Genomic DNA, 22003 nt, shown 5'->3' with positions numbered 1-22003 from the left:
TGACGTGCCGCCGGCGCACCTTCCGACCACCCCGACAGGGAGCGACAAGTGAGTGCAGTGCTGATCCTGGGCATCGTGATGACCGCGATCGCCCTCCCGATCGCCGGGAAGCGGGTCTGGTTCCTGTTCCGCCTCATCAGCGGCGGTCAGCCCGCCCCCGACCGGATCGAGGGGGTCACCCGGCGCGTGGGCCGGGCGATCACGACCGAGCTGGTCGAGGTCTTCGGTCAGCGCAAGCTGCTCAAGTGGACGGTGCCGGGCACGGCGCACTTCTTCGTGATGTGGGCGTTCATCATCCTCGGCACGGTCTACGTCGAGGCCTACGCCGTCCTGTTCTCGCGCAACCCGGAGTGGGGCTGGTTCGTCTTCGGCAACTGGGCGGTGCTCGGCTTCCTCCAGGACTTCATCGCGGTGATGTGCCTCCTGGGCCTGGTCGTCTTCTGGGCGATCCGGCTGCGCAACCAGCCCAAGCAGATGGGCCGCAAGTCCCGCTTCTTCGGCTCGCACCTCGGTCCGGCGTACTTCACGCTCTTCATGATCTTCAACGTCATCTGGACGATGTTCCTGTTCCGCGGGGCGGTCGAGGCGCAGGTCCAGGCCTCGGGGAGCGAGACCGGCTACGGCAAGGCGGCGTTCGTCTCCTACGCGCTCGGCACGGTCCTCCCCGACAGCACCGCCCTGATCGGCATCGGCCTGCTGCTGCACATCGGCGTGATGCTGGTCTTCTTGATCTTCGTGCTCAACTCCAAGCACCTGCACATCTTCGTCGCGCCGATCAACGTGCTCTTCTCCCGCCGACCGGTCGCGCTGGGCGCGGCCAAGCCGCTCATCTCCGCCGGCAAGCCGGTCACGCTCGACGACATCGACGACCTCGACGAGGACGCGAAGCTCGGCGTCGGGGCGGTCGAGGACTTCACGTGGAAGGGCCTGCTCGACTTCGCGACCTGCACCGAGTGCGGCCGCTGCCAGTCGCAGTGCCCGGCGTGGAACACCGAGAAGCCGCTGTCGCCGAAGCTGATGATCATGGCGCTGCGTGACGGCGCCTTCGCGAAGGCGCCGTACCTCCTGGCCCACGAGGACAAGCGCGAGGCGCTGCTCGAGGGCAACGACACGCTCACCCTGGAGGTCGAGCGGCCGCTGGTCGGCGACACCGGTGACGACTGGTTCTACATGCCCGAGAACGGCGCCGGCGTCATCGACCCCGACGTGCTCTGGTCCTGCGTCACCTGCGGGGCGTGCGTCAACCAGTGCCCCGTCGACATCGAGCACGTCGACCACATCGTCGACATGCGCCGCTACCAGGTGCTCGTCGAGTCGAACTTCCCCAGCGAGCTCAACCAGCTCTTCCGCGGCCTGGAGAACAACGGCAACCCGTGGAACATGTCGCCCAGCGCGCGCTTGGACTGGGCCAAGGGCCTGGACTTCGAGGTCAACGTCGTCGGAGCTCCGTCTGATCAGGGGGGTATCGAGTCCCTCGACGAGGTCGAGTGGCTCTTCTGGGTCGGCTGCGCCGGTGCCTACGAGGACCGCGCGAAGAAGACGACCCGCGCGGTCGCCGAGCTGCTGCACATGGCCGACGTGAGCTTCGGCGTCCTCGGCACCGGCGAGACCTGCACGGGTGACTCCGCCCGTCGCGCCGGCAACGAGTTCGTCTTCCAGGGCCTCGCCCAGCAGAACGTCGAGACGTTCAAGGAGCACAAGGTCAAGAAGGTCGTCTCGACCTGCGCCCACTGCTTCAACACGCTCAAGAACGAGTACAAGGAGTTCGGGATCGAGCTGGAGGTCGTGCACCACACCCAGCTGCTCAACCGGCTGGTGCGCGAGGGCCGGCTGACCCCTGTCGCCGACGGCGCCGGTGCCCACCAGCGCTCGATCACCTACCACGACCCCTGCTACATCGGTCGCCACAACGGCGTCTACACGCCGCCGCGCGAGCTGCTCCAGGTGCTGCCCGGCGCGGAGTTCGTGGAGATGGAGCGCAACTCCGAGCGGTCCTTCTGCTGCGGCGCCGGCGGTGCCCGCATGTGGATGGAGGAGAACATCGGCGAGCGGATCAACGTCAACCGCACCGTCGAGGCCATCGGCACCGGTGCCGACCAGATCGCCGTCGGCTGCCCGTTCTGCCGGGTGATGCTCTCCGACGGGCTCACCGCCCAGCAGGACAAGGGCGAAGCCCGCGCGGAGGTCGAGGTCCTCGACGTCGCCCAGATGCTGCTCGCCTCGGTCAAGGGCGAGATGGCGACCCGCTACGCCCCCGGCTCCGGCGGCGCTGCTGCCCCGGCGGCCCGGTCGACCGAGACCAAGGCGGAGCCGGAGGCCGGCGACGAGACGATCACCGCGGAGACGATCGTGGCCACCGAGGACGCCGGACCGGCCGCGAAGGCGTCGGGCGGGTCGTCGCTCTTCGACACCCCGGCCGCGGAGCCCGCCCCCGCCGCGCCCGCCTCGTCGGGCGGCTCGCTCTTCGACACCCCGGCCCCGGAGCCGGCGGCTCCTGCCGAGCCGGCCGCCGCGTCGTCGGGCGACTCGCTGTTCGACCTCGGCGGTGACGCCGCGCCGGCCCCGGCCCCCGCGGCGCCGCAGGCCGAGGAGAAGGCCCCGGAGACGGCCCCGGAGAATGCCCAGCCCGCTCCGGCGGCGTCCGGTGGCTCGCTGTTCGACATCGCCACCCCCGAGCCGGCCGCCCCGGCTGCCACGGCGGCCGAGACGGCCCCGGAGCCGGCGAAGGCGGCGGAGCCGGCGGCCGACCTCGGGTCGGGCGGCTCGCTCTTCGACATCGCCACCCCCGAGCCCGCCACCCCGGCTACTCCCGCAGCCGAGGAGGAGACCGCGCCGGAAGCGGCCGCCGCAGAGCCGGCGCCCGCCCCGACCCCGGCACCCGAGCCGGCCCCACCGGTCGACCTCTCCGCGGGGGGCTCCCTGTTCGACATCGCGGCCCCGGCACCCACTGCGGCTGCGCCCGCCGAGCCGGAGCCCGAGCCGGAGCCCGAGCCGCAGGCCGAGCCCGAGGCGGAGCCCGAGGCGCAGGCCGAGCCGCAGGCCGAGCCCGAGGCGGAGCCGGAGCCGGAGAAGCCCGCGGCGCCGAGTTCGGGCGCGACCCACCAGCCGAAGACCGACGTCGACATCAACCGGTCCGGGTCGCTCTTCGACCTCTGACGGGCCGGCGGCCTCCGGGTCGTGGGGGGGGGGCGCACCAGGCGGGGGGGGTGCCGCACGCGCTCCCCACCAGATGGCGGGGCATGCCCGATGGCACTCGCTCCTGCGCGAGGCCGAGGAGCTCGGCGTCGACGCCGACGACGCGCCCACGCTCGTCGCGGGCGTGCTCGCCGACCAGCGGCGCGCGATCCGGCGGGCCGAGGACCCGGACCCACAGGTCCGCGCCGCGCTGCACGCCGCGGTCCTCGGCCCCCCACCCGGCGACGGCTCTCGGCGCTGGGTGCCGGCCGCGGTGCTCGCGGTCGCCCTGGTCGTCGTGGGGCTCGGCGTCGCGCTCACCCGCTCCGACGGCGGACCCGGCGGCACCACCGACCCGGACGCCCCGAGGGCCGTGCGCCTGGACGACGACCAGGTGCCGTCGCTGTTCGGGTACGACGGCCCCGACGCGCGCCGGCTGCTCCAGAGCAGGGGCCTGCGGGTCTCGCTCGAGCCGTTCCGGTCCTGCGAGGTCCTGGGACGGGCGGTCGGGAGCGACCCGCCCGTCGGGGCGAGGATCCGCGCCGGGGACCCGGTCACCGTGTTCACCTCGCTGCCGGCGGACGTCGCCTGCCTGACCGACTACCAGGACCGTGCGACGACCTGGGCGCTCCTGGACTTCGCCACCGGGCGCGGCCCGGCGCCGCCGTTCGCCGACCGCGTCCTGGTGCACCCCGTCGACGGGCCCGAGGTCGTGCTCAGCGGCCCGGCCGCCCGTGACCGCGGCTCGTGGAGCGGCACCGGGGTGCTCGAGGCACTGCGCACGGTGTCGGCCGGGGTCGAGGAGGTCGGCACCGGACCCATGTCGTACGTCGTCCCGGCGATCCACGTGTCGACCGTCCACGACGGGGCGGGTCGGCGCGGGGTCCCGAGGACCCCCGTCGCCGGGTCGGACGACGCGTTCGCCGTGCAGGTGCGGACGCCGGGCCGCGCAGGGTGCCCGGTCCGGCTCGAGGTCTACCGGCGGGACGGGGCGATCGCGGCGGTCGCCCTCTACCCGGCGTCGGACTGAGCCTGGTCGCCGGGCGGCTCCTCGTCGGGCACCACGACCGGGCGCAGCCGCGCCCAGAGGGCGAACGCGACCGCGAACACGACCATCATCAGCCCGGCCCACAGGTTCGCGTTGACGTCACCGGTCTTGTCGGCCTCCTCGTCGCCGAAGAGTCCGACCAGGGTCAAGATGACGCCGTAGACGCCGATCAGGCCGGCGATCACGTTGCGGATGTCGAAGGCTCCCGCCGTCTGCTTGGTAGCCATGTCAGCCCCTTAGAAGATCACGTTCAAGATGACGACGAGGGTCAGCGAGACCCCGGCGAGCGGCAGCGTGCGCTGGTACCAGGGGTGCGACCTCTCGTGCGGATCGACCAGGTCCTCGCGCGGTGTCTCGGAGTAGACCAGGCCCTTCAGCGAGCCGGCGGGCTTCGGTTCGGTGACCATCGAGACCACGACGGCGAGGAGCATCGACACGACGAACGCCGCACCCGCGGCCACGAACGACGCGCCCTGGCCGCTGATGCCGATCCAGCCCTGGCTCAGCGACCCGAGCGCGTCCTCGCTGGCGATCCCGACGGCGACCGCGGCCACCGTGCCGGACACCAGGCTGACCCAGCCGGCCGTCGCGGTCATCCGCCGCCAGAACATACCGACGATGAAGGTGGCGAACAGCGGCGCGTTGAAGAACCCGAACAGCGTCTGCAGGTAGGTCATGATGTTCGAGTAGTTCGACGCCAGGCCGGCGGTGAAGATGGCGATCACCACGGCGGCCACCGTCGCGATCCGCCCGACGACCAGGTAGTAGCCGTCGTCGCGCTCCTTGACGACGTACGTCTGCCACAGGTCGTAGCTGAAGACCGTGTTGAACGCCGACACGTTGGCCGCCATGCCGGCCATGAACGCGGCCAGCAACCCGGCGATGGCGACGCCGAGCAGGCCGTTGGGCAGCACGTCGCGCATCAGGTAGAGCAGCGAGTCGTTGAACGTGACGCCGTCCCCCGAGGACCCGCCGGCGACCGACTCGCCGGCCTTGACCTTGGCCACCTCGGCGACCAGCACCGCGGCGATCATGCCGGGCAGGATCGTGATGAACGGGACGAACATCTTGGGGAACGAGCCGATGATCGGTGCCTTGCGGGCGGAGGAGAGCGAGTTGGAGGCCATCGCGCGCTGGACCTCGACGAAGTTGGTGGTCCAGTAGCCGAAGGACAGCACGAACCCGAGGCCGAAGACGATGCCGACGACCGACAGGAAGTCGGAGCTGAACCCCGTCAGGGCGGTGCCCGGCCAGGAGTTCAGCTGGTCGGTGGCCGGGGCGATCGCGTCCGGGTGGGCGTCGGCGGCCTGGGTGATGCCGTCCTTGAGCCCGCCCCAGCCACCGACGCGGTGCAGGCCGATCAGGGTCAGCGGCAGCAGCGCGGCCACGATGACGAAGAACTGCAGGACCTCGTTGTAGATGGCGGCGCTGAGGCCGCCGAGGGTGATGTAGGACAGCACGATCGCGGCAGCGACGACGAGCGCCACCCACAGGGACCAGCCGAGCAGCGCGTGGACGATGCTGGCGAGCAGGAAGAGGTTGATGCCCGCGATCAGCAGCTGGGCCACCGCGAAGGAGATCGCGTTGACCAGGTGGGCCCCCGGCCCGAACCGCCGGAGCATGAACTCCGGGACCGACCGCACCTTCGAGCCGTAGTAGAACGGCATCATCACGACGCCGAGGAAGAGCATCGCGGGGATCGCGCCGATCCAGAAGTAGTGCACGGTCGGGATGCCGAACTGCGCGCCGTTCGCCGACATGCCCATGATCTCGACCGCGCCGAGGTTGGCGGAGATGAACGCCAGGCCGGTCACCCACGCGGGCAGCGACCGCCCCGACAGGAAGAAGTCGAGGGAGTCGGAGATCTGGCGGCGGGCCAGGAGCCCGATGCCGAGGACGACGGCGAAGTAGAGGAAGACGATCAGGTAGTCGACGGGCTTCGCGTCGATGATCGTGCTCGCCAGGACGGTAGGACTGCTGATCATCGCGCTGGGCATCGGCGCACCTTTCACCCGAGGGATGGGCCGCGGGGTCACGTGCCCGGCACGGCGCGCGCGCAAACATCGGAGCCGGCCTGCCACCACCTCGCACCGGCCTGACGTCATCTGGTGCTTGACATGACATCACGATGGTGTCACTGTGGTGCACATGGACATCACGCCGTACGTCGACGCACTCCGCCGCGACCTGGTCGCCGCGGCCGACGCCGTCGGGCCGGAGGCGGGCGAGCTGACCGAGCGACTCGGCTTCGCGCTCGACCCGGCCGCCCGGCTGGCCCTGATGGAGGCGGTCAGCCAGGCCGCCGCCGAGATCACCGCCGAGATGCGCGACGGTGCCGTCGACGTCCGCCTCGACGGTCGCGAGCTCGCCTTCGTGGTGCACGAGGCACCCGTCCCGGCGGCCGCAGCCGCCCCGGCGCAGCCCGCCGACGAGGAGACCGAGGACGACGGCACCGTCGCCAGGATCACGCTGCGCATCCCCGAGTCGGTCAAGACCCGCGCCGAGGAGCTCGCCGCGAGGTCCGGCAGCTCGCTGAACACCTGGCTGGTCAACGTCGTGCGCGCCGCGACCCGTGAGGGTGCGGTCAACGTCGACATCGACCTGTCCAGCATCCCCTTCCTCGGCGGCGGCCCCGACCCGTTCACCGCCAAGCGCGGGAACCGCCGGATGACCGGCTGGGTCTAGCGGAGACGCGCCAGCGGAGAAGCACCACGGGACCGGCACCGGCCGGCCCCGCAGACGACCACACCCTCGACAAGGGAGAGAGACATGACCGACCACACCTTCCAGACCGACCGCCCCGTGCACCTGGTCACCGAGATCGGCAAGGGCTCGGTGAGCATCACCGCGACCGAGACCGCCACGACCACCGTCGAGGTGACCGGCCGCGACGCCGACCAGGTCGAGGTCCGCCAGGACGGCGACCGGGTCAGCGTCATCGGCCCCAAGCAGTGGGGCTTCTTCGGCGCCGACCACGGCGTCGACGTCCGCGTGACCCTGCCGACCGGCAGCGACCTCGCGATCAAGACCGGCAGCGCCGACGTGGCCGTCTCGGGCGTGGTCGGCTCGGGTCAGGTCAAGAGCGGGTCGGGCGACGTCGCCCTGGCCGTCGCCGCCGGCCCCCTGCTGGTCGAGACCGGGTCCGGCGACATCCGCCTGGGCGAGGTGCGCGCCGACGCGCGCGTCAAGAGCGGCTCCGGTGACGTCGACGTCACCGACGCCGCCGCCTCGCTGGTCGTCTCCACCGGATCGGGCGAGATCGCGCTGGGCCACACCCGGGGCCAGGTGGTCGTCAAGACCGGTTCGGGCGACGTCAAGGTCGGCGAGGCCGAGACCGACCTCACCATGAGCACGGGCAGCGGCGACCTCGTCGTCCACACCGCCCGGCGCGGCCGGCTCACGGCCAAGGGCGCCTCGGGCGACGTGCGGGTCGGCGTACCGGCCGGTCTCCCGGTGTGGACCGACATCTCCACGGTCTCGGGTCGGATCCGGTCCGACCTGCAGTCCGCGGGCCGGCCCGAGGACGGGGCCGACCACCTGGAGCTGCGGGCGAAGGTCGTCAGCGGCGACGTCGTCCTCACCGAGGTCTGAGCGGCCCGCCCCCAGCACACCCAGTACACCCACCCGCAGGAGGAGCACGTCATGGACCAGATGAACCTCACCCTCGAGGCCGAGGCCAACCGCCAGCAGCTCGCCGAGCGCATCGCGCGCGCCGGCGCGCCCAAGATCCCGGCCACCGCCCACCGACACCTGCTGGCGCAGCGGCTGCGCCGCTTCGCCGACCGGATCGACGGCTGAGCGACGTACCGACCGGGCTCAGATGCTGGTGCGGTGGAAGTTCTGGAACGACCGCGACGGCGTCGGACCCCGCTGGCCCTGGTAGCGCGAGCCGTACTTCGCCGAGCCGTACGGGTGCTCCGAGGGCGAGGACAGCCGGAAGAAGCAGAACTGCCCGATCTTCATCCCCGGGTAGAGCTTGATGGGCAGCGTGGCGACGTTGGCCAGCTCCAGGGTGACGTGGCCGCTGAACCCGGGGTCCACGAAGCCCGCGGTCGCGTGGGTGAGCAGCCCGAGGCGGCCCAGCGACGACTTGCCCTCCACCCGGGCGGCGATGTCGTCGGGGAGGGTCACCACCTCGTAGGTGGACCCGAGCACGAACTCCCCGGGGTGCAGGATGAACGGGTCGTCGCCGTCGGGCTCGACCACCCGGGTCAGGTCGGACTGGTCGGCCGCCGGGTCGATGTGCGGGTACTTGTGGTTCTCGAAGACCCGGAAGTAGCGATCCAGCCGGACGTCGATCGACGAGGGCTGGAGCATGCCGGCGTCGTACGGCTCCATCGCGATCCGGCCGGCGTCGATCTCAGCGACGATGTCGCGGTCTGAGAGCAGCACGGTGGCACCCTACCGGTGGCCGCCGGGGGCCGTGCGGGACGATGGAGCGTGACCTTCAGGCGGTACGTCGCCCTGGGCGACTCCTTCACCGAGGGCGTCGGGGACCCCGACCCCACCCGGCCCAACGGGCTGCGCGGCTGGGCGGACCGGGTCGCCGAGCACCTGGCCACCCTGGACCCGGACTTCCGGTACGCCAACCTGGCGATCCGCGGGCGCAAGCTGCCCGCGATCCTCGACGAGCAGCTGGCCCCCGGACTCGCCCTCCGGCCCGACCTCGTCACCATCCACGGCGGCGGCAACGACGTGCTGCGGCCGAAGGTGGACCTCGACGCGCTCGCGTCGCGCTACGACCAGGCGATCGGCCAGCTGACCGCCAGCGGCGCGCGGGTCGTGCTGTTCACGCTCTTCGACCCGGGTACCTCCGGGGTGTTCGCCGGGATGCGCGGGCGGTTCGCTCTCTTCAACGAGTGGGCCCGCGAGATCGCGGACCGGCACGACGCGACCCTGGTCGACATGTGGCGGATGCGCGACGTCGAGCTGCCCGTCGTCATGGACACCGACCGGATGCACCTCAACACCGCCGGCCACACGATGATGGCGATGCGGGTGCTCGACGCCCTCGGCGTCGCGCATGACCTCACCCCACCGCCGCTGGCCCCGATCCCCGTGCTCACCCGCCGGGAGAAGGTCGCCGAGAACGCCCGCTGGACCCGTGAGTTCCTCGTGCCCTGGGTGCACCGCCGGCTCACCGGCCGCTCGTCCGGCGACCTGGTCGACCCGAAGCGCCCGGCCCTGGCACCGATCGACTAGTATCGCCCGCGTCCTGCGGATGTAGCTCAGTTGGTAGAGCGCGACCTTCCCAAGGTCGATGTCGCGAGTTCGAGCCTCGTCATCCGCTCCACACGAAGGCCCGCCCCCGCGGCGGGCCTTCGCACGTGTCGCGAGCGCGACGCTCTGCCCACCGTCGATGTCGCGAGTTCGAGCCTTGTCATCCGCTCGCCCACCTGGCGCAGCTTCATCATGGTCTGTTGTCGAACCTGCACGCCCCACGGCCTGCCCACCATGGGAAGTGCAGGTTGACCTGCATCCCCTGATGAAGCTGCGACGGAGGTGACCAGCACCGCCCCACCACACCTGTGACGGGAGTGTCGCTTGACGATTCAAGTGACCAGAGGTGACAGTGGGGTGACCCCTTCCCCGCTTGTCTCGAGGTCGACCACCCATGTCTCGCCGCACGCTGCTCATCGTCCTCGGCGCCCTGGTGCTGCTGCTCGCCCTCACCCCGCTGGTCCCACGAGGGGGTGGGGAGCACGGTGGGCTGGAGCCGTCCGGCGACCACGAGGCCAGCCGGCTGCGTCCGGCCCGCACCGCGGGGTTCTCGCCCGTCACCGCGGCCGCCCGCGCCGAGATCGACCGCGTGGTGGCTGCCGACCGCGCCGTCGGCCGGGTCAGCGCCCGTACGGCGCCGGACCAGCTCGCCGCCTCACTCGTGCGCTGCGCGGAGTTCGAGGGCCAGCGCTACTGCCTCGGCACGGGCTGGACCGAGGACTCTCCGGAGGAGGTGGCGGCCCGGGCCGCCACTGCCGCCCGGGTCGCGGTCGCGCGCCGGACCGCCGGCACGATCAACACCGGTGACCTCGACGCCCACGCCGCCCTGCTGCGCCGCGCCGCGATGAGCCCCACCGAGCGGGCCGCCGCCGACCGCGCCGAGCTCACCGCCGCCGCCCGCTCGATCGCCAAGGTCTGGCTGCTGCGCCACGAGATCGAGGGCGTGCCGCTGCCCGCCGGCTTCCTCGAGCGCCACCCCGAGGCGCGCGCCTCGACCACCGCCGTCCCGGCCCGCGTGCCCAACACCGCCGTGCCCACCCGCACGCCCAGCCCGACCCGCTCGCCGAGCCCGACGAGGTCCCCCACCCGGCATCCGTCCGCGACGGCCTCCGCACCGACCACCAAGGCGCCGCCCTCTGCCGACGGCTCGCGCTACCCGTCGCGGTCGACGATCCTGGACCCCAAGGATGTCGCCGAGCAGACCATGACCTACTGGTGCGGGCCCACGTCCATGCAGATGATCGCCTGGGGCTGGCACCACAAGCCGCGCAGCCAGCAGCACTGGGCCGACGTCCTCGGCACGACCACGAGCGGCACCTCGATCAACGACATGGTCCGCGTCGTCAACCGGGCGACCGGCTGGGACGGCCCCACCCGCGCCGGTCCCTACGTCGTGCTCGACGTCGGCAAGTACACCTACGGCCAGTGGATGGTCCTCATGGAGCGCCACATCGCCGACTACCGGGCGCCGGTGGTCCTCCACCCGATCCTGCTCAAGCGCTTCTACCCCTACCTCGACGACGACGCGTCCGGGCACTACCAGGTCGGGCGTGGCTACGCCAAGCGCGGCCGCAAGCCCAACCAGATCAGCTACTTCGAGCCCTGGAACCAGCAGCGCTTCGACCCCTCCGAGCCCTACATCGCCCGGGTCCAGTGGCGCGACGCCTACAGCAGCTACCGGGCCAACCTCGCCCACTACGCCCACAACGTCGGCGTGTGATGCGGATCCGGTACGCCGTCGCGGTCCTCGCTCTCACGCTGACCGGCTGCGGCGGCAGCGACCCCGGCTCGACGCCGGCTCCCACGGACACCGCGAGCGCCGGCCCGAGCAGCCCGTCGACGACGCCGGCCACGTCGGCCAGCACACCGGTCTCGTCGCCACCGACCACGACCGGTGGCGGCGGACCGCTGGACTGGCAGCCGGTCCCCGGGCCGGTCCGGGACACCGTCACCACCGGCGGCGGCTGGACGCTGCGGGTGCGTGGCAACGGCGCCGGCTGGTCCCTGGACGGACCGAACGGCTCCTCGGGCGGCGGCCGGGCCGGCTTCCGGGTCAGCGACGCGCTCCTGGACCGCGACTGGGCCGTCGTGGTGCTGCAGGACCGCACCGAGCAGCAGCCCAGCATCGCCCAGGTCACCGACCTCGCGACGGGCAAGGGCTTCGCGATCGACGGCTCCTCCGACGTACCGACCACCAACGGCGGCACCTGGGCACTCGGCGCGGGTCACCTCCTGCACGCGACCGTCAGCAAGGGCGCCTACTGTGTCGCCACGGTCGACCTGGCCGCGCGCACCTCGACCGTCGGTTGGTGCGCGGCGAAGCGGCACGGCTTCAGCGGCGCGCACGTCGGCCCGGGCGGCGACTCGGTCCAGGGGTTCGACTCCGGACACCCGTCGTGCCGGACGCTGCTCGCCCTCGACGGCGCGAGCGCAACACCCTTCCCGGGCGTGCCCGACTGCCACGCCTGGGACGGCGTGCGCACCGACGACGGCGCCGTGTGGTCGGTGGTCACCGACGAGCACCGCGTCGCCGAGGCCCACTTCCACGCCAGCGCCGGCGGCCAGGACGCCGACCTCGGCCCCGGGACGTCGGGCACGCTGGTGTGGTGCGCGGGCGCTGCCTGGTTCGTCCGCGACCCCCAGCGCGACGGCGACCCCGCCGCCCTGATGCGGTGGTCCGCCGCCGACGGACTGTCGGTCGCCTACCGCTCGCCGGGCGGGCACGCGTTCCTGACCGCCCCCCGCTGTGGCGGTGACGCCATCACGGTGACGGCGATGGCCGAGGCCGGCGACGAGCAGGTGACCGCCGCCCTGTCGTGAGCCGGGACGCGGTGGCTAACGTGGCCGCCGTGCCCGCCTCCGCCCAGCAGCCCTTCGGCGGCTTCCCCGTCGCCGCGCTCGACTTCTACGACGATCTCGAGGTCGACAACACCAAGTCGTTCTGGGAGGCGCACAAGCAGGTCTACGCGGAGTCGGTGAAGGCGCCGTTCCAGGCGCTGGCCGCCGCGCTCGAGCCCGAGTTCGGCCCGATGAAGATCTTCCGTCCCTACCGCGACGTGCGGTTCGCCGCGGACAAGACGCCCTACAAAACCCACCAGGGCGGCTTCGTCCGGGCCGGCGAGGCCACCGGCTGGTACGTCGAGCTGTCGCCGCGCGGCGTCCGCACCGGGGGCGGGTTCTACGACGCGAGCGGCCCCCGGCTGGCGGCGTACCGCGAGGCGGTCGCCCACGACCGCGTCGGGCCCGAGCTGGAGGGCATCCTCTCCGCCCTGGAAGCGGCCGGGTTCGAGGTCGGGGGCGACCGGCTCAAGACCGCGCCACGGGGGTACGACGCCGCGCACCCGCGGATCGAGCTGCTGCGCCACCGGTCACTGACGGTGGGCCGGTCGCTGGGCTTCGAGCCGGTGATCCACACCCCCGCGGTGCTCGAGCTGATCCGGGCCGACTGGCGCGCCCTGCGCCCGCTGGTCGAGTGGGCCGCCGAGCACGTGCGCGACTGAACCGGGACTCAGGCCGGGGTGAAGCTCGCCATCGTGCGCTCCGGCTCCCAGTAGGCCTTCATCGAGGCGACCCGGCCGTCGTCGTGCACGACGTAGACCATGATCAGGTCGGTGGTGGTGTGGCTCCCGTCGGGCAGGGTGGTGCGGATCCGGCCGAGGTTCGCACAGGTGTTGCTCCCGGGGTTCGCGAACGACTCGGTGATCTCGAAGGCGAACGACGCGATCGGCTCGATCGCGGCGTGCCAGAACGCGGTGAGTCCCTCGTGCCCGCGGTGCCCGCGTCCCTCCGGGTCGAACATGGACGGGCCGACCGGGTCCTCGAGCACCGCGTCCTCGGCGTACACGGTCAGCCACTCCGCGAGGTCGCCCTTCGCGACCGCCGAGTAGGAGCGCTGCGAGGCCGCCCGGGCCGGGTGCGGGTCGTTCGGTGCGTGCCACGTGATGGCGTCGGACGTGATCATGCGGGCATGGTAGAACACGTTCTACTCGGGCGCGTCGGGACCGCCGTACGCCGACCGGACCCGCTCCAGCGCGTCGAGCACCAGGTCCAGCCCCACCTCGAACGAGCTGGCGAACGAGTAGTCCTCCGCGAGCACGTGCTGGGTCGCGAACTCCATCAAGCGCGGGTAGCGCGCCAAGTCCATGCTCTCGATCAGCTCCGGGGCAGAGCTCTCGAGGTCGATCTGGCCGAGCATCGCCTCCTGCAAGGAGAACCCGTAGACGAAGGCGTCGAGCACCGCGTAGGCGTGCGCGGTGGCGGGGAGGGAGAAACCGTGGGTGCGTAGCACCTCCAGGCACGCCTCGTGGCCCTGGAGGTTCGCGGGACCGGGGTTGCGCCTGGCCTCCATCAACGACTGCGCCCAGGGGTGCCGGCCGAGGGCCTCGCGCATCGACCGCGAGCGGTGGGCGAGCTCCTCGCGCCACGGACGATCGGCCCGTGGCAGGTAGATCTCCTCGAAGACCGCGTCGACGATCGCGTCGAGGATCGCCTCCTTGCTGGCGATGTGGTGGTAGATCGCCATGGGCTTCACGCCGCACTCGGCCGCCAGCGCCCGGATCGTCAGCACCGCGATGCCGTCGCGGTCGGCGAGGGCCAGCGCCTGCCGCACCACCCGGTCCCGGGTCAGGGAGTTGCGCGGGGCGCGGCCGGGGCTGGACACGGGACGACCCTAGCAGTACCGTACTTAGTATCGTACTAAGTACGTTAACGTCCCCACCGGCCAGGAGCCCCCGATGACCCGACCCACCCAGCACACCGAGACCCGCCCGACCGACACCCTCCCGACGACGATGCACGCGGTCGTCCAGCGCGGGTACGGCGGCCCCGAGGTCCTCGTCGACGAGCGGATCGACGTCCCCTCGCCCGGCCGCGGCGAGGTCCTGCTCGAGGTCCACGCCGCCGGCATCGACCGGGGCACCTGGCACCTGATGACCGGGACCCCCCAGCTGGTCCGGCTGTTCCTCGGGTGGCGCGGACCGCGCGGCGACTACGTCGTGGGCCGCGACGTGGCCGGACGGGTCGTCCGGGTCGGCGAGGGCGTCACCCGGTTCGGACCCGGCGACCTCGTCTTCGGCTCGGCGCAGGGCTCGCTCGCGGAGTACGCCGTGGCCGCCGAGGCCAAGCTCGGCCGGCAGCCCGCCGGCGCCGAGCCGACAGCCGCCGCCGTGCTGGCGATCTCGGGACTGACCGCCCTCCACGCCCTCGACGCCGCCCGCGTCGGTGCCGGTGACCGCGTGCTCGTCACGGGCGCCTCGGGAGGCGTGGGCTCCTACGTCGTCCAGCTGGCCGTGGCCCGCGGCGCCGTTGTGACCGGCGTGTGCAGCGCGGCCAAGGCCGACGCCGTACGGAGTTGGGGTGCGGCCCGGGTCCTCGACTACGCGACCACGGACCCCACCGAGGGCGACGAGCAGTACGACGTCGTCGTCGACATCGCCGGCGGCACCGACCTGCGGCGCCTGCGCCGCGTCCTCGCACCGCGCGGCACCATCGTCTTCGTCGGCGCCGAGACCGGCGGCGACTGGACCGGTGGCCTGGGCCGGCCGATGCGCTGGGCGTTGCGGATGCTGCTCGCGCGACAGCGCTTCGTGATGCTGACGGCCCGGGAGAAGGCGCCCGCCGACCTGGCGCGGCTCGCGCAGGCGGTCACCGACGGCGTGCTTCGCCCACCCGTGCACGCGGTGCACCCGCTCGAGGAGTCTCGCGTCGCGATGACCGAGCTCGACGGCGGCAGGGTGGTGGGCAAGCTCGCGATCGCGGTGCGCCCGACCGCGTGACCGCCGGCCTGCTGGTCGAGACCACGGCGACGGTCGCACCCGTTGCCGGTTAGCCTCGGCGGAGTCCCGCGTCGCAGCGCCAGGAGGACCGATGAGAGCTCGCATCCTCGGCCTGGTGGCGGCGGCCGCGGCCGCGACACTCGTCGCACCGACCGGCGTCTGGTCGGCGCCCGCCGCCGCACCGTACCCCCGCTCCGGGTGCCCGGCACCGGGCAACGTCGGGAGCTACCACGTCTACAGCCTCAGTGCCCACGCCATCTCGTGCGACCACGCCAGGCACCTCCTGATCGAGAACCTGGCGCATCACCGGCGCCACAGCTACACGTGCACCTTCTCGATGCGCGGGACGCGCGACGTGTCCATGCACTGCACGGACGCCAGCCACCCACACCACCAGTACTCCGCTGGCTACCGGGTGCACTAGGGGCGGCCCCGGACAGGCCCAGGGCAGCACGGTCAGTGCGGCTGCCAGGCGTCCTCGTCCGCCGTCCGGGAGGTGACGGCCTCGGGGAGCTGGCCGTCGGCCAGCTGCTGGATCGAGACGCTCTCGAAGACGTCGCGCAGCGAGCGCCGGGCGGCGATCCACACGTGCTGGAGCACGTCGGCGGTGTCGTTGTAGGAGACCGCCTCGGGGCGCAGGCCGTAGACCGACACCAGCGGCCCGTCGACCGCCCGGATCACGTCTGCGACCGACACCTGGTCGGCGGGACGACCCATCCGCCAGCCTCCGGACTGACCGCGCTGCGACATCACGATGCCGGCCCGGCGCAGGTCGGCCAGGATCGCCTGGAGGAACCCGTGGGGGATCTCCTGGAGCCGACCGAGCTCCTCCGCACTCACCGCGCGACCGTCGGCCCGCGTGGTCATCTCGATGAGGGCACGCAGCGCGTAGTCGGACTTGGCGGAGACACGCATGGGTCCAGTGTGTCAGATGTCTCGACTTGTTCAGTCGATCTTGTGCTCCTGCGCGCGGCCCTCAGTCCAGCCGGGCGGCGACGAGGTCGCCGGGCCGGTGCCCTCCTCCCGACCGCTCGGCCTGGTCGAGCTTGACGGCCCAGGACACCCAGAGCACCCACATCGTCACCGTGACCGCCGCGAGCAGACCGGTCGTCACCGGCTCGACGCCCGCGACCTCGGCGAGGGTGGTGAGGTTGGTGAGGACGATCAGGCCGCCGGCGGTCACGCCGAGGACGCGGGCCGGGAGGTAGCGCACCACGACGGCCGCCACCGGAGCCGCGAGGACCCCACCGACCAGCAGGGCGGCGGCGAAGGCCCAGCTCACGCCCTGCGTCCCGAGGGCGAGGAGGAACCCGAGCGAGGCGCCGACGGCGACGACGAACTCCGCGGCGTTGACCGACCCGACCACCTTGCGCGGCTCGAGCCGGCCCGACGAGAGCATCGTCGTCGTGCCGACCGGTCCCCACCCACCGCCACCGACCGCGTCCACGAGGCCGGCGACCAGCCCGAGCGGTGCCAGGAGGCGCGCGGAGATGCGGCCCTCGAAGTGCAGCCGCTGCGGGACGAGGAACCGCCACGTCACGTAGGCCCCGAGCACCAGGAGGATCACCGCGACGACGATGCGGGCGGTGCCGGTGTCGGCGTTCGCCAGCAGTGTCGCCCCGACGAACGCGCCGACGAACCCGGGTGCCGCGAGGATGCCCACGGTGCGCCAGTCGACGTTGCCCAGCGCCTGGTGGGCGGCGCCGGACACCAGCGAGGTCCCGATCTCGGAGACGTGGATCGCGGCGGAGGCCGCGGCCGGACCGAGCCCGGCGGCGAGCAGCAGGGTGCTCGAGGTGACGCCGTAACCCATGCCCAGGGAGCCGTCGACCAGCTGGGCGGCGAAGCCGACCAGGGCGAGGAGGACGAGCTTGGGCATCACGGTCCAGTTCTGGAGAAGTAAGTCAATCGATCTCATCGTCTTTAACACACGGCCCTGCTGTCAAGGGCACGACCCGCCGACCGGGCCGGAATCCCGGCCGGACCGGGACCTCCGCACCTGGCGCCCCGACCCGGGGCGGGGTGGGCTGGGAGGCGGCCCGTGGGAGCCGCGAGCCGCCTGAGTCCCGAGAGGAGACGTCATGCCCGACACCATCTACGGGCTTCCCCTGCACCCCCTGATCGTGCACGCGACGGCCGTCCTCGTGCCGCTGGCCGCGCTGCTGGTGATCCTGGCGGTGTGCTGGCCGCGCTTCCGCGCCTGGGCGGGTCCCCTGCCGATGGCGATGAGCCTGGTCGCGCTCGTGCTGACCCCGCTGTCGACCGCCAGCGGCGAGAACCTCGAGGAGCAGGTCGGCGAGAGCGCCCTGGTCGAGCGGCACGCCGAGCTCGGCGACCAGCTGCTGCCCCTCACCATCGCGTTGTTCGTCTTCTCGGCCGGCTTCTGGTGGCTCGACCGCGCCCGGCACCGCGTGCCCGAGACGGCGGCCATCGCCGACGCCCCCGCGACCCCGGCGACCACCGGAGGGACTGCGACACTCACGGCCCCGGCACCCGCCGCCCACGCCGCGGTCACGCCCGACCGGTTCCGCACCCTGACCGCCGTCGTCGGCGTCCTTGCGGTGCTGGCCGCCATCGGCACCGGGGTCCAGGTCGCGCGGATCGGTCACAGCGGCGCCAAGGCCGCCTGGTCCGACGCGTCCGCGGCGATCGTCCGCTGACCCGCGCGCCCGCCAGGGCCTCCTCCGGTCCAGACCGGTCACCACTGTCGCCGACACCACGTCGGCGACAGGTTTGGCCCGTTCCCGTTGCGGGGTTACTGACGGGTACGTACCATGTAAGTTACTGACGAGTACCGTCAGGCGTACCGTCCACGCACAGCGAAGGTTGGGGCAGTGAGCCACTACAAGAGCAACATCCGCGACATCGAGTTCAACCTCTTCGAGGTGCTCGGGCGCGACCAGGTCCTGGGCACGGGACCGTTCAGCGAGGTCGACGCCGAGACCGCCCGCGAGGTGCTCGCCGAGGTCGACCGGCTGGCGCGCGAGGACCTCGCCGCGTCCTTCGTCGAGGCCGACCGCAACCCGCCGGTCTTCGACCCGCAGACCAACACCGCCCCGCTGAGCGAGGCGTACAAGAAGAGCTACAAGGCCTGGATGGACGCCGAGTTCTGGCGGCTGAGCACCTTCGCCGAGCTGGGCGGCACCCCGGCGCCGCCCAGCGTCTGCTGGGCGATGGGCGAGCTGGTGCTCGGCTCCAACCCGACCATCTGGATGTACGGCTCCGGCCCGATGTTCGCCGGCGTGCTCCACCGCAACGGCACCGAGCGCGACAAGAAGATCGCGCAGCTGATGATCGACAAGGGCTGGATCGCGACGATGGTGCTGACCGAGCCCGACGCCGGCTCGGACGTCGGCGCCGGCCGGTCCAAGGCCACGCTCAACGAGGACGGCACCTGGAACATCGAGGGCGTCAAGCGGTTCATCACCTCGGCCGAGAGCGACCTGTCCGACAACATCATCCACCTGGTGCTCGCGCGGCCGCAGGGCGTCGAGGGCATCGGCGGCCCGGGCACCAAGGGCCTGTCGCTGTTCATCGTGCCGAAGTACCACTTCGACCTCGAGACCGGCGAGCTCGGGGAGCGCAACGGCGCCTACGTCACCAACGTCGAGCACAAGATGGGCATCAAGGTCTCCAACACCTGCGAGGTCACCTTCGGCGACCCGTCGGTGGGCGGCGGCGAGCCCGCCGTCGGCTACCTGCTCGGCGAGGTGCACCAGGGCATCGCGCAGATGTTCCAGGTCATCGAGAACGCCCGGATGATGGTCGGCACCAAGGCGATCGCCACGCTGTCGACCGGCTACCTCAACGCGCTCGACTTCGCCAAGGAGCGGGTGCAGGGCGCCGACCTGACGCAGTCCGCGGACAAGACGGCCCCGCGGGTCACCATCACCCACCACCCGGACGTGCGCCGGTCGCTGATGACCCAGAAGTCGTTCGCCGAGGCGATGCGCGCCCTGGTGCTCTACACGGCGTCGTGGCAGGACAAGGTGATGCTCGCCGAGCACGCGGGTGAGCGCGACGAGCTGGCCGAGAAGGTCAACGACCTGCTCCTGCCGATCGTGAAGGGCTACGGCTCCGAGCGGTCGTGGGTGCTGCTGGGCACCGAGTCGCTGCAGACCTTCGGCGGCTCCGGGTTCCTGCAGGAGTACCCGATCGAGCAGTACGTCCGCGACGCCAAGATCGACACCCTCTACGAGGGCACCACGGCGATCCAGGGTCAGGACCTGTTCTTCCGCAAGGTCGTCAAGGACCAGGGCGCCGCGCTCGGCCACCTGGCCGGCGAGATCTCGGCGTTCATCGAGAGCGGTGCCGGCAACGGCCGCCTCAAGAACGAGCGCGAGCTCCTCGCCCGGGCGCTGGACGACACCCAGGCGATCGTCGGCCACATGATCAACGAGCTGATGAGCGCCCAGGACGACGTCCGCAACATCTACAAGGTCGGCCTGAACACCAGCCGCCTGCTGATGGTGCTCGGCGACGTGGTCTGCGCCTGGCTGCTGCTGCGGCAGGCCGAGGTCGCCCTGGACAAGCTCGGCGGCGACCCGGGCAAGGACAAGGCGTTCTACGAGGGCAAGGTCGCCGGGGCGCAGTTCTTCGCGCGCACCGTGCTGCCGAAGATCACCGCGGAGCGGGCGATCGCCGAGGCCGTCGACCTCGACCTGATGGAGCTCGACGAGAGCGCCTTCTGACCGACGCTCGACGCCGGACCAGCACGACGGCCCGCCCGGGACCCCGGGCGGGCCGTCGTGTGTCTCCGGGCCGGTGTCGGGCGGCTGCCACCCGTGCCCACCTACCGCAGGTTCACCATGGTCTGTCGGTGAACCAGCACCTCCCACGGCCTGCCCACCACGGGAAGTGCAGGTTCACCTGCATCCCCTGATGAACCTGTGACCTAACCCCGGACCACACCACCCCTGCCCACCTGCCGCAGGTTCACCATGGTCTGTCGGCGAACCAGCCCCTCCCACGGCCTGCCCACCACGGGAAGTGCAGGTTCACCCGCATCCCCTGATGAACCTGTGACCGAACCCGGAGCACACCACCCCTGCCCCACCTGCCGCAGCTTCACCATGGTCTGTCGGCGAACCGGCACCTCCCACGGCCTGCCCACCACGGGAAGTGCAGGTTCACCCGCATACCGTGATGAACCTGCGACCCATTCCCAGCCGAGCCCGCCCTGCCCTACGGTGCGCAGATGGACGACGCGCCCGCGCTCGACCGGCCGTGGCGACGGCCGGGCGCGGCGGCGTACGCGTGGTCGCGGGTGCGGGGGATCCTCCGTCCGCCGGTGACCGTGACCGAGGTGCCCGACGGCCTGCTCGTCACCGACCACGACGTCCCGGTCACGACGCGGGACGGCACGGTGCTGCGGGTGAACGTGCACCGGCCGCCGGGCGGGGAGCCGCGGCCGGTGGTCCTGTGCGCCCATCCCTACGGCAAGGACCGGCTGCCGGAGCGCGGGCTCCCGCGGCCGTACCGCATGCTGCGCCAACCTGTCCCCGTCGCGTTCTCGCGACTGACCGGCTGGGAGGCGCCCGACCCGGTGTGGTGCGCGCAGCAGGGCTGGGTGACGGTGAACGCCGACCTGCGCGGCTCCGGGACGTCCGACGGGCGCGGCGCCCTGCTGTCGGACCAGGAGGGCGAGGACGTCGCCGACCTGGTGGAGTGGGCGGCGCAGCAGCCGTGGAGCAACGGCCGGGTCGCGATGATGGGCGTCTCCTACCTGGCGATCTCGCAGTGGAAGTCCGCGGCGCTGCGGCCGCGCGGGCTGCGCGCGATCGTCGTGTGGGAGGGCTTCACCGACGCCTACCGCGACCTGCTCAAGCCCGGTGGCGTGCGCGAGAACGGCTTCGTCCGGTTCTGGGCCGCCGGACTGCGCGGCAACCGGCTGGCCTACGACCTCCCCGAGGAGATCCGGCGGCACCCCGAGCACGACGGGTTCTGGCAGGCGCTGGTCCCGGCGGTCGAGCGGATCGAGGTGCCGGCCCTGGTCTGCGGCAGCTTCTCGGACAACAACCTGCACTCCCGCGGGTCGCTGCGCGGCTTCCTCGCCCTGGGGTCGGCGGAGAAGCATCTGTGGACCCACCGCGGTGGCAAGTGGGCGACGTTCTACGGCGCGGCCGCCCGGCGCGACCAGCGCGCGTTCCTCGCCCGGCACCTCGACGACGAGGACGCGCCGCCGCTCCCCCGGGTCCGGCTCGAGGTGCACGAGACCCGCGAGGCGAGCACGGTGCGCTCGGAGGACGCGTGGCCGCCACCGGCCGCCCGCACCCGGACCCTGCACCTCTCCGCGGCGGGCCTCGGGCCGGCGCCGGACGCGGCCGGGTCGATCGGGTTCCGCACCCGCTCGCGCGGCGTCCGGTTCGGGTGGACGGTGCCCGAGGACCTCGAGGTGGTGGGCGCTCCGACGCTGCGGCTGCACGTCGAGGCGGGCGCCGAGCTGACGCTGGTCGCCGGCCTGGAGAAGTGGGTCGACGGGAGGTACGTGCCCTTCGAGGGGTCCTACGGGTTCGGCCGTGACCGGGTCACGACCGGCTGGCATGCGGTGCCGGCGGGGGCGCACCAGGTCGAGGTCGAGATGGGACCGACCGCGACCCGCTTCCGCCGCGGCGACCAGCTGCGCCTGGTCGTCGCGGGTCGCTGGCTGTGGCCACGCAACCCACTCACCGGCCAGTTCCCGGGCTGGTACCCGCCCGGACCGCGCACGTCCTGCACGCTCCGCTGGGGGCCCGGGCTCCGGGCCGGCCTGGACCTGCCGGTGGTCGCGGCGGACTGACCTCCCAGG

The 22003-nt window shown here is 72.3% G+C and carries 21 protein-coding genes and 1 tRNA gene; 15 read left to right on the top strand and 7 right to left on the bottom strand.

Annotated elements, in window-relative coordinates; all coding sequences use genetic code 11:
• Positions 1-48 precede the first annotated feature (48 nt).
• Both ACILRH_RS02220 and ACILRH_RS02215 read left to right on the top strand, forming a co-directional pair.
• Positions 49-3156, top strand: a complete 3108-nt coding sequence (locus ACILRH_RS02220) for a heterodisulfide reductase-related iron-sulfur binding cluster (RefSeq protein ID WP_395690502.1) — start codon at positions 49-51, stop codon at positions 3154-3156.
• 73 nt (positions 3157-3229) lie between these two features.
• Positions 3230-4204, top strand: coding sequence for a hypothetical protein (locus ACILRH_RS02215; RefSeq protein WP_395690501.1), 975 nt, complete (start codon positions 3230-3232; stop codon positions 4202-4204).
• Here the strand turns inward: ACILRH_RS02215 and ACILRH_RS02210 are convergent.
• Positions 4186-4449 (bottom strand): hypothetical protein, encoded by a 264-nt coding sequence (locus tag ACILRH_RS02210; protein ID WP_395690500.1) that lies wholly within the window; start codon positions 4447-4449, stop codon positions 4186-4188. The genes ACILRH_RS02215 and ACILRH_RS02210 overlap by 19 nt on opposite strands.
• A 9-nt stretch (positions 4450-4458) precedes the next feature.
• Complete coding sequence (locus ACILRH_RS02205) at positions 4459-6207, bottom strand: sodium:solute symporter family protein (protein ID WP_407077013.1); 1749 nt, start codon at positions 6205-6207, stop codon at positions 4459-4461.
• Between the two features lie 163 nt (positions 6208-6370).
• Here ACILRH_RS02205 and ACILRH_RS02200 point away from each other — a divergent pair, with 163 nt between their 5' ends.
• From ACILRH_RS02200 to ACILRH_RS02190, 3 genes are all read left to right on the top strand, one after another.
• A complete protein-coding gene (locus tag ACILRH_RS02200) occupies positions 6371-6907 on the top strand; it encodes a pilus assembly protein HicB (RefSeq protein WP_395690498.1) in 537 nt (178 codons plus the stop codon).
• An 84-nt stretch (positions 6908-6991) separates the two neighbouring features.
• On the top strand, positions 6992-7813 hold the full coding sequence (locus ACILRH_RS02195) for a DUF4097 family beta strand repeat-containing protein (RefSeq protein WP_395690497.1): 822 nt from the start codon (positions 6992-6994) through the stop codon (positions 7811-7813).
• 51 nt (positions 7814-7864) lie between these two features.
• Positions 7865-8020 carry a hypothetical protein gene (locus ACILRH_RS02190; protein ID WP_395690496.1) on the top strand — a complete coding sequence of 52 codons (156 nt, stop codon included), beginning with the start codon at positions 7865-7867 and terminating at the stop codon, positions 8018-8020.
• 18 nt (positions 8021-8038) lie between these two features.
• Here ACILRH_RS02190 and dcd read toward each other — a convergent pair whose 3' ends face one another.
• A complete protein-coding gene (dcd, locus tag ACILRH_RS02185; RefSeq protein WP_395690495.1) occupies positions 8039-8614 on the bottom strand; it encodes a dCTP deaminase in 576 nt (191 codons plus the stop codon).
• A 48-nt stretch (positions 8615-8662) separates the two neighbouring features.
• Here dcd and ACILRH_RS02180 point away from each other — a divergent pair, with 48 nt between their 5' ends.
• From ACILRH_RS02180 to ACILRH_RS02160, 5 genes are all read left to right on the top strand, one after another.
• Positions 8663-9424, top strand: coding sequence for an SGNH/GDSL hydrolase family protein (locus ACILRH_RS02180; RefSeq protein WP_395690494.1), 762 nt, complete (start codon positions 8663-8665; stop codon positions 9422-9424).
• A gap of 15 nt (positions 9425-9439) precedes the next feature.
• A tRNA-Gly gene (locus ACILRH_RS02175) sits at positions 9440-9515 on the top strand.
• A 321-nt stretch (positions 9516-9836) separates the two neighbouring features.
• Positions 9837-11162: a C39 family peptidase gene (locus tag ACILRH_RS02170; protein WP_395690493.1), complete on the top strand. Its 1326-nt coding sequence runs from the start codon at positions 9837-9839 to the stop codon at positions 11160-11162.
• The gene (locus ACILRH_RS02165; protein WP_395690492.1) at positions 11159-12262 is read left to right on the top strand and encodes a hypothetical protein; all 1104 of its coding nucleotides are present in this window, start codon (positions 11159-11161) and stop codon (positions 12260-12262) included. Before ACILRH_RS02170 ends, ACILRH_RS02165 begins: the two co-directional genes overlap by 4 nt.
• Before the next feature lie 29 nt (positions 12263-12291).
• The gene (locus tag ACILRH_RS02160) at positions 12292-12942 is read left to right on the top strand and encodes a DUF2461 domain-containing protein (RefSeq protein ID WP_395690491.1); all 651 of its coding nucleotides are present in this window, start codon (positions 12292-12294) and stop codon (positions 12940-12942) included.
• An 8-nt stretch (positions 12943-12950) separates the two neighbouring features.
• Here ACILRH_RS02160 and ACILRH_RS02155 read toward each other — a convergent pair whose 3' ends face one another.
• The gene (locus ACILRH_RS02155) at positions 12951-13403 is read right to left on the bottom strand and encodes a nuclear transport factor 2 family protein (RefSeq protein ID WP_395690490.1); all 453 of its coding nucleotides are present in this window, start codon (positions 13401-13403) and stop codon (positions 12951-12953) included.
• A gap of 21 nt (positions 13404-13424) precedes the next feature.
• A complete protein-coding gene (locus ACILRH_RS02150; RefSeq protein ID WP_395690489.1) occupies positions 13425-14102 on the bottom strand; it encodes a TetR/AcrR family transcriptional regulator in 678 nt (225 codons plus the stop codon).
• Between the two features lie 73 nt (positions 14103-14175).
• Here ACILRH_RS02150 and ACILRH_RS02145 point away from each other — a divergent pair, with 73 nt between their 5' ends.
• Positions 14176-15216 (top strand): NAD(P)-dependent alcohol dehydrogenase, encoded by a 1041-nt coding sequence (locus ACILRH_RS02145; RefSeq protein WP_395690488.1) that lies wholly within the window; start codon positions 14176-14178, stop codon positions 15214-15216.
• A 91-nt stretch (positions 15217-15307) separates the two neighbouring features.
• A complete protein-coding gene (locus ACILRH_RS02140; protein WP_395690487.1) occupies positions 15308-15640 on the top strand; it encodes a hypothetical protein in 333 nt (110 codons plus the stop codon).
• A gap of 32 nt (positions 15641-15672) precedes the next feature.
• Here the strand turns inward: ACILRH_RS02140 and ACILRH_RS02135 are convergent, their stop codons facing one another.
• Both ACILRH_RS02135 and ACILRH_RS02130 read right to left on the bottom strand, forming a co-directional pair.
• Positions 15673-16131 carry an RrF2 family transcriptional regulator gene (locus ACILRH_RS02135; protein ID WP_395690486.1) on the bottom strand — a complete coding sequence of 153 codons (459 nt, stop codon included), beginning with the start codon at positions 16129-16131 and terminating at the stop codon, positions 15673-15675.
• Positions 16132-16192: 61 nt separating this feature from the next.
• Positions 16193-17134: a sulfite exporter TauE/SafE family protein gene (locus tag ACILRH_RS02130; protein WP_395690485.1), complete on the bottom strand. Its 942-nt coding sequence runs from the start codon at positions 17132-17134 to the stop codon at positions 16193-16195.
• A gap of 163 nt (positions 17135-17297) precedes the next feature.
• On the opposite strand from ACILRH_RS02130, the gene ACILRH_RS02125 reads away from it, so the two are divergent.
• From ACILRH_RS02125 to ACILRH_RS02115, 3 genes are all read left to right on the top strand, one after another.
• On the top strand, positions 17298-17876 hold the full coding sequence (locus ACILRH_RS02125) for a DUF2231 domain-containing protein (protein WP_395690484.1): 579 nt from the start codon (positions 17298-17300) through the stop codon (positions 17874-17876).
• A 174-nt stretch (positions 17877-18050) separates the two neighbouring features.
• Positions 18051-19907 (top strand): acyl-CoA dehydrogenase, encoded by a 1857-nt coding sequence (locus tag ACILRH_RS02120; RefSeq protein WP_395690483.1) that lies wholly within the window; start codon positions 18051-18053, stop codon positions 19905-19907.
• Positions 19908-20413: 506 nt separating this feature from the next.
• Positions 20414-21994, top strand: a complete 1581-nt coding sequence (locus ACILRH_RS02115) for a CocE/NonD family hydrolase (RefSeq protein ID WP_395690482.1) — start codon at positions 20414-20416, stop codon at positions 21992-21994.
• Positions 21995-22003: the final 9 nt, after the last annotated feature.

The organism is Nocardioides sp. (genome assembly GCF_044226765.1).
Taxonomy (GTDB): Bacteria; Actinomycetota; Actinomycetes; order Propionibacteriales; family Nocardioidaceae; genus Nocardioides.
The sequence above is the reverse complement of the archived record's forward strand: the minus strand, read 5'-3'. Positions and strand labels throughout refer to the sequence as shown.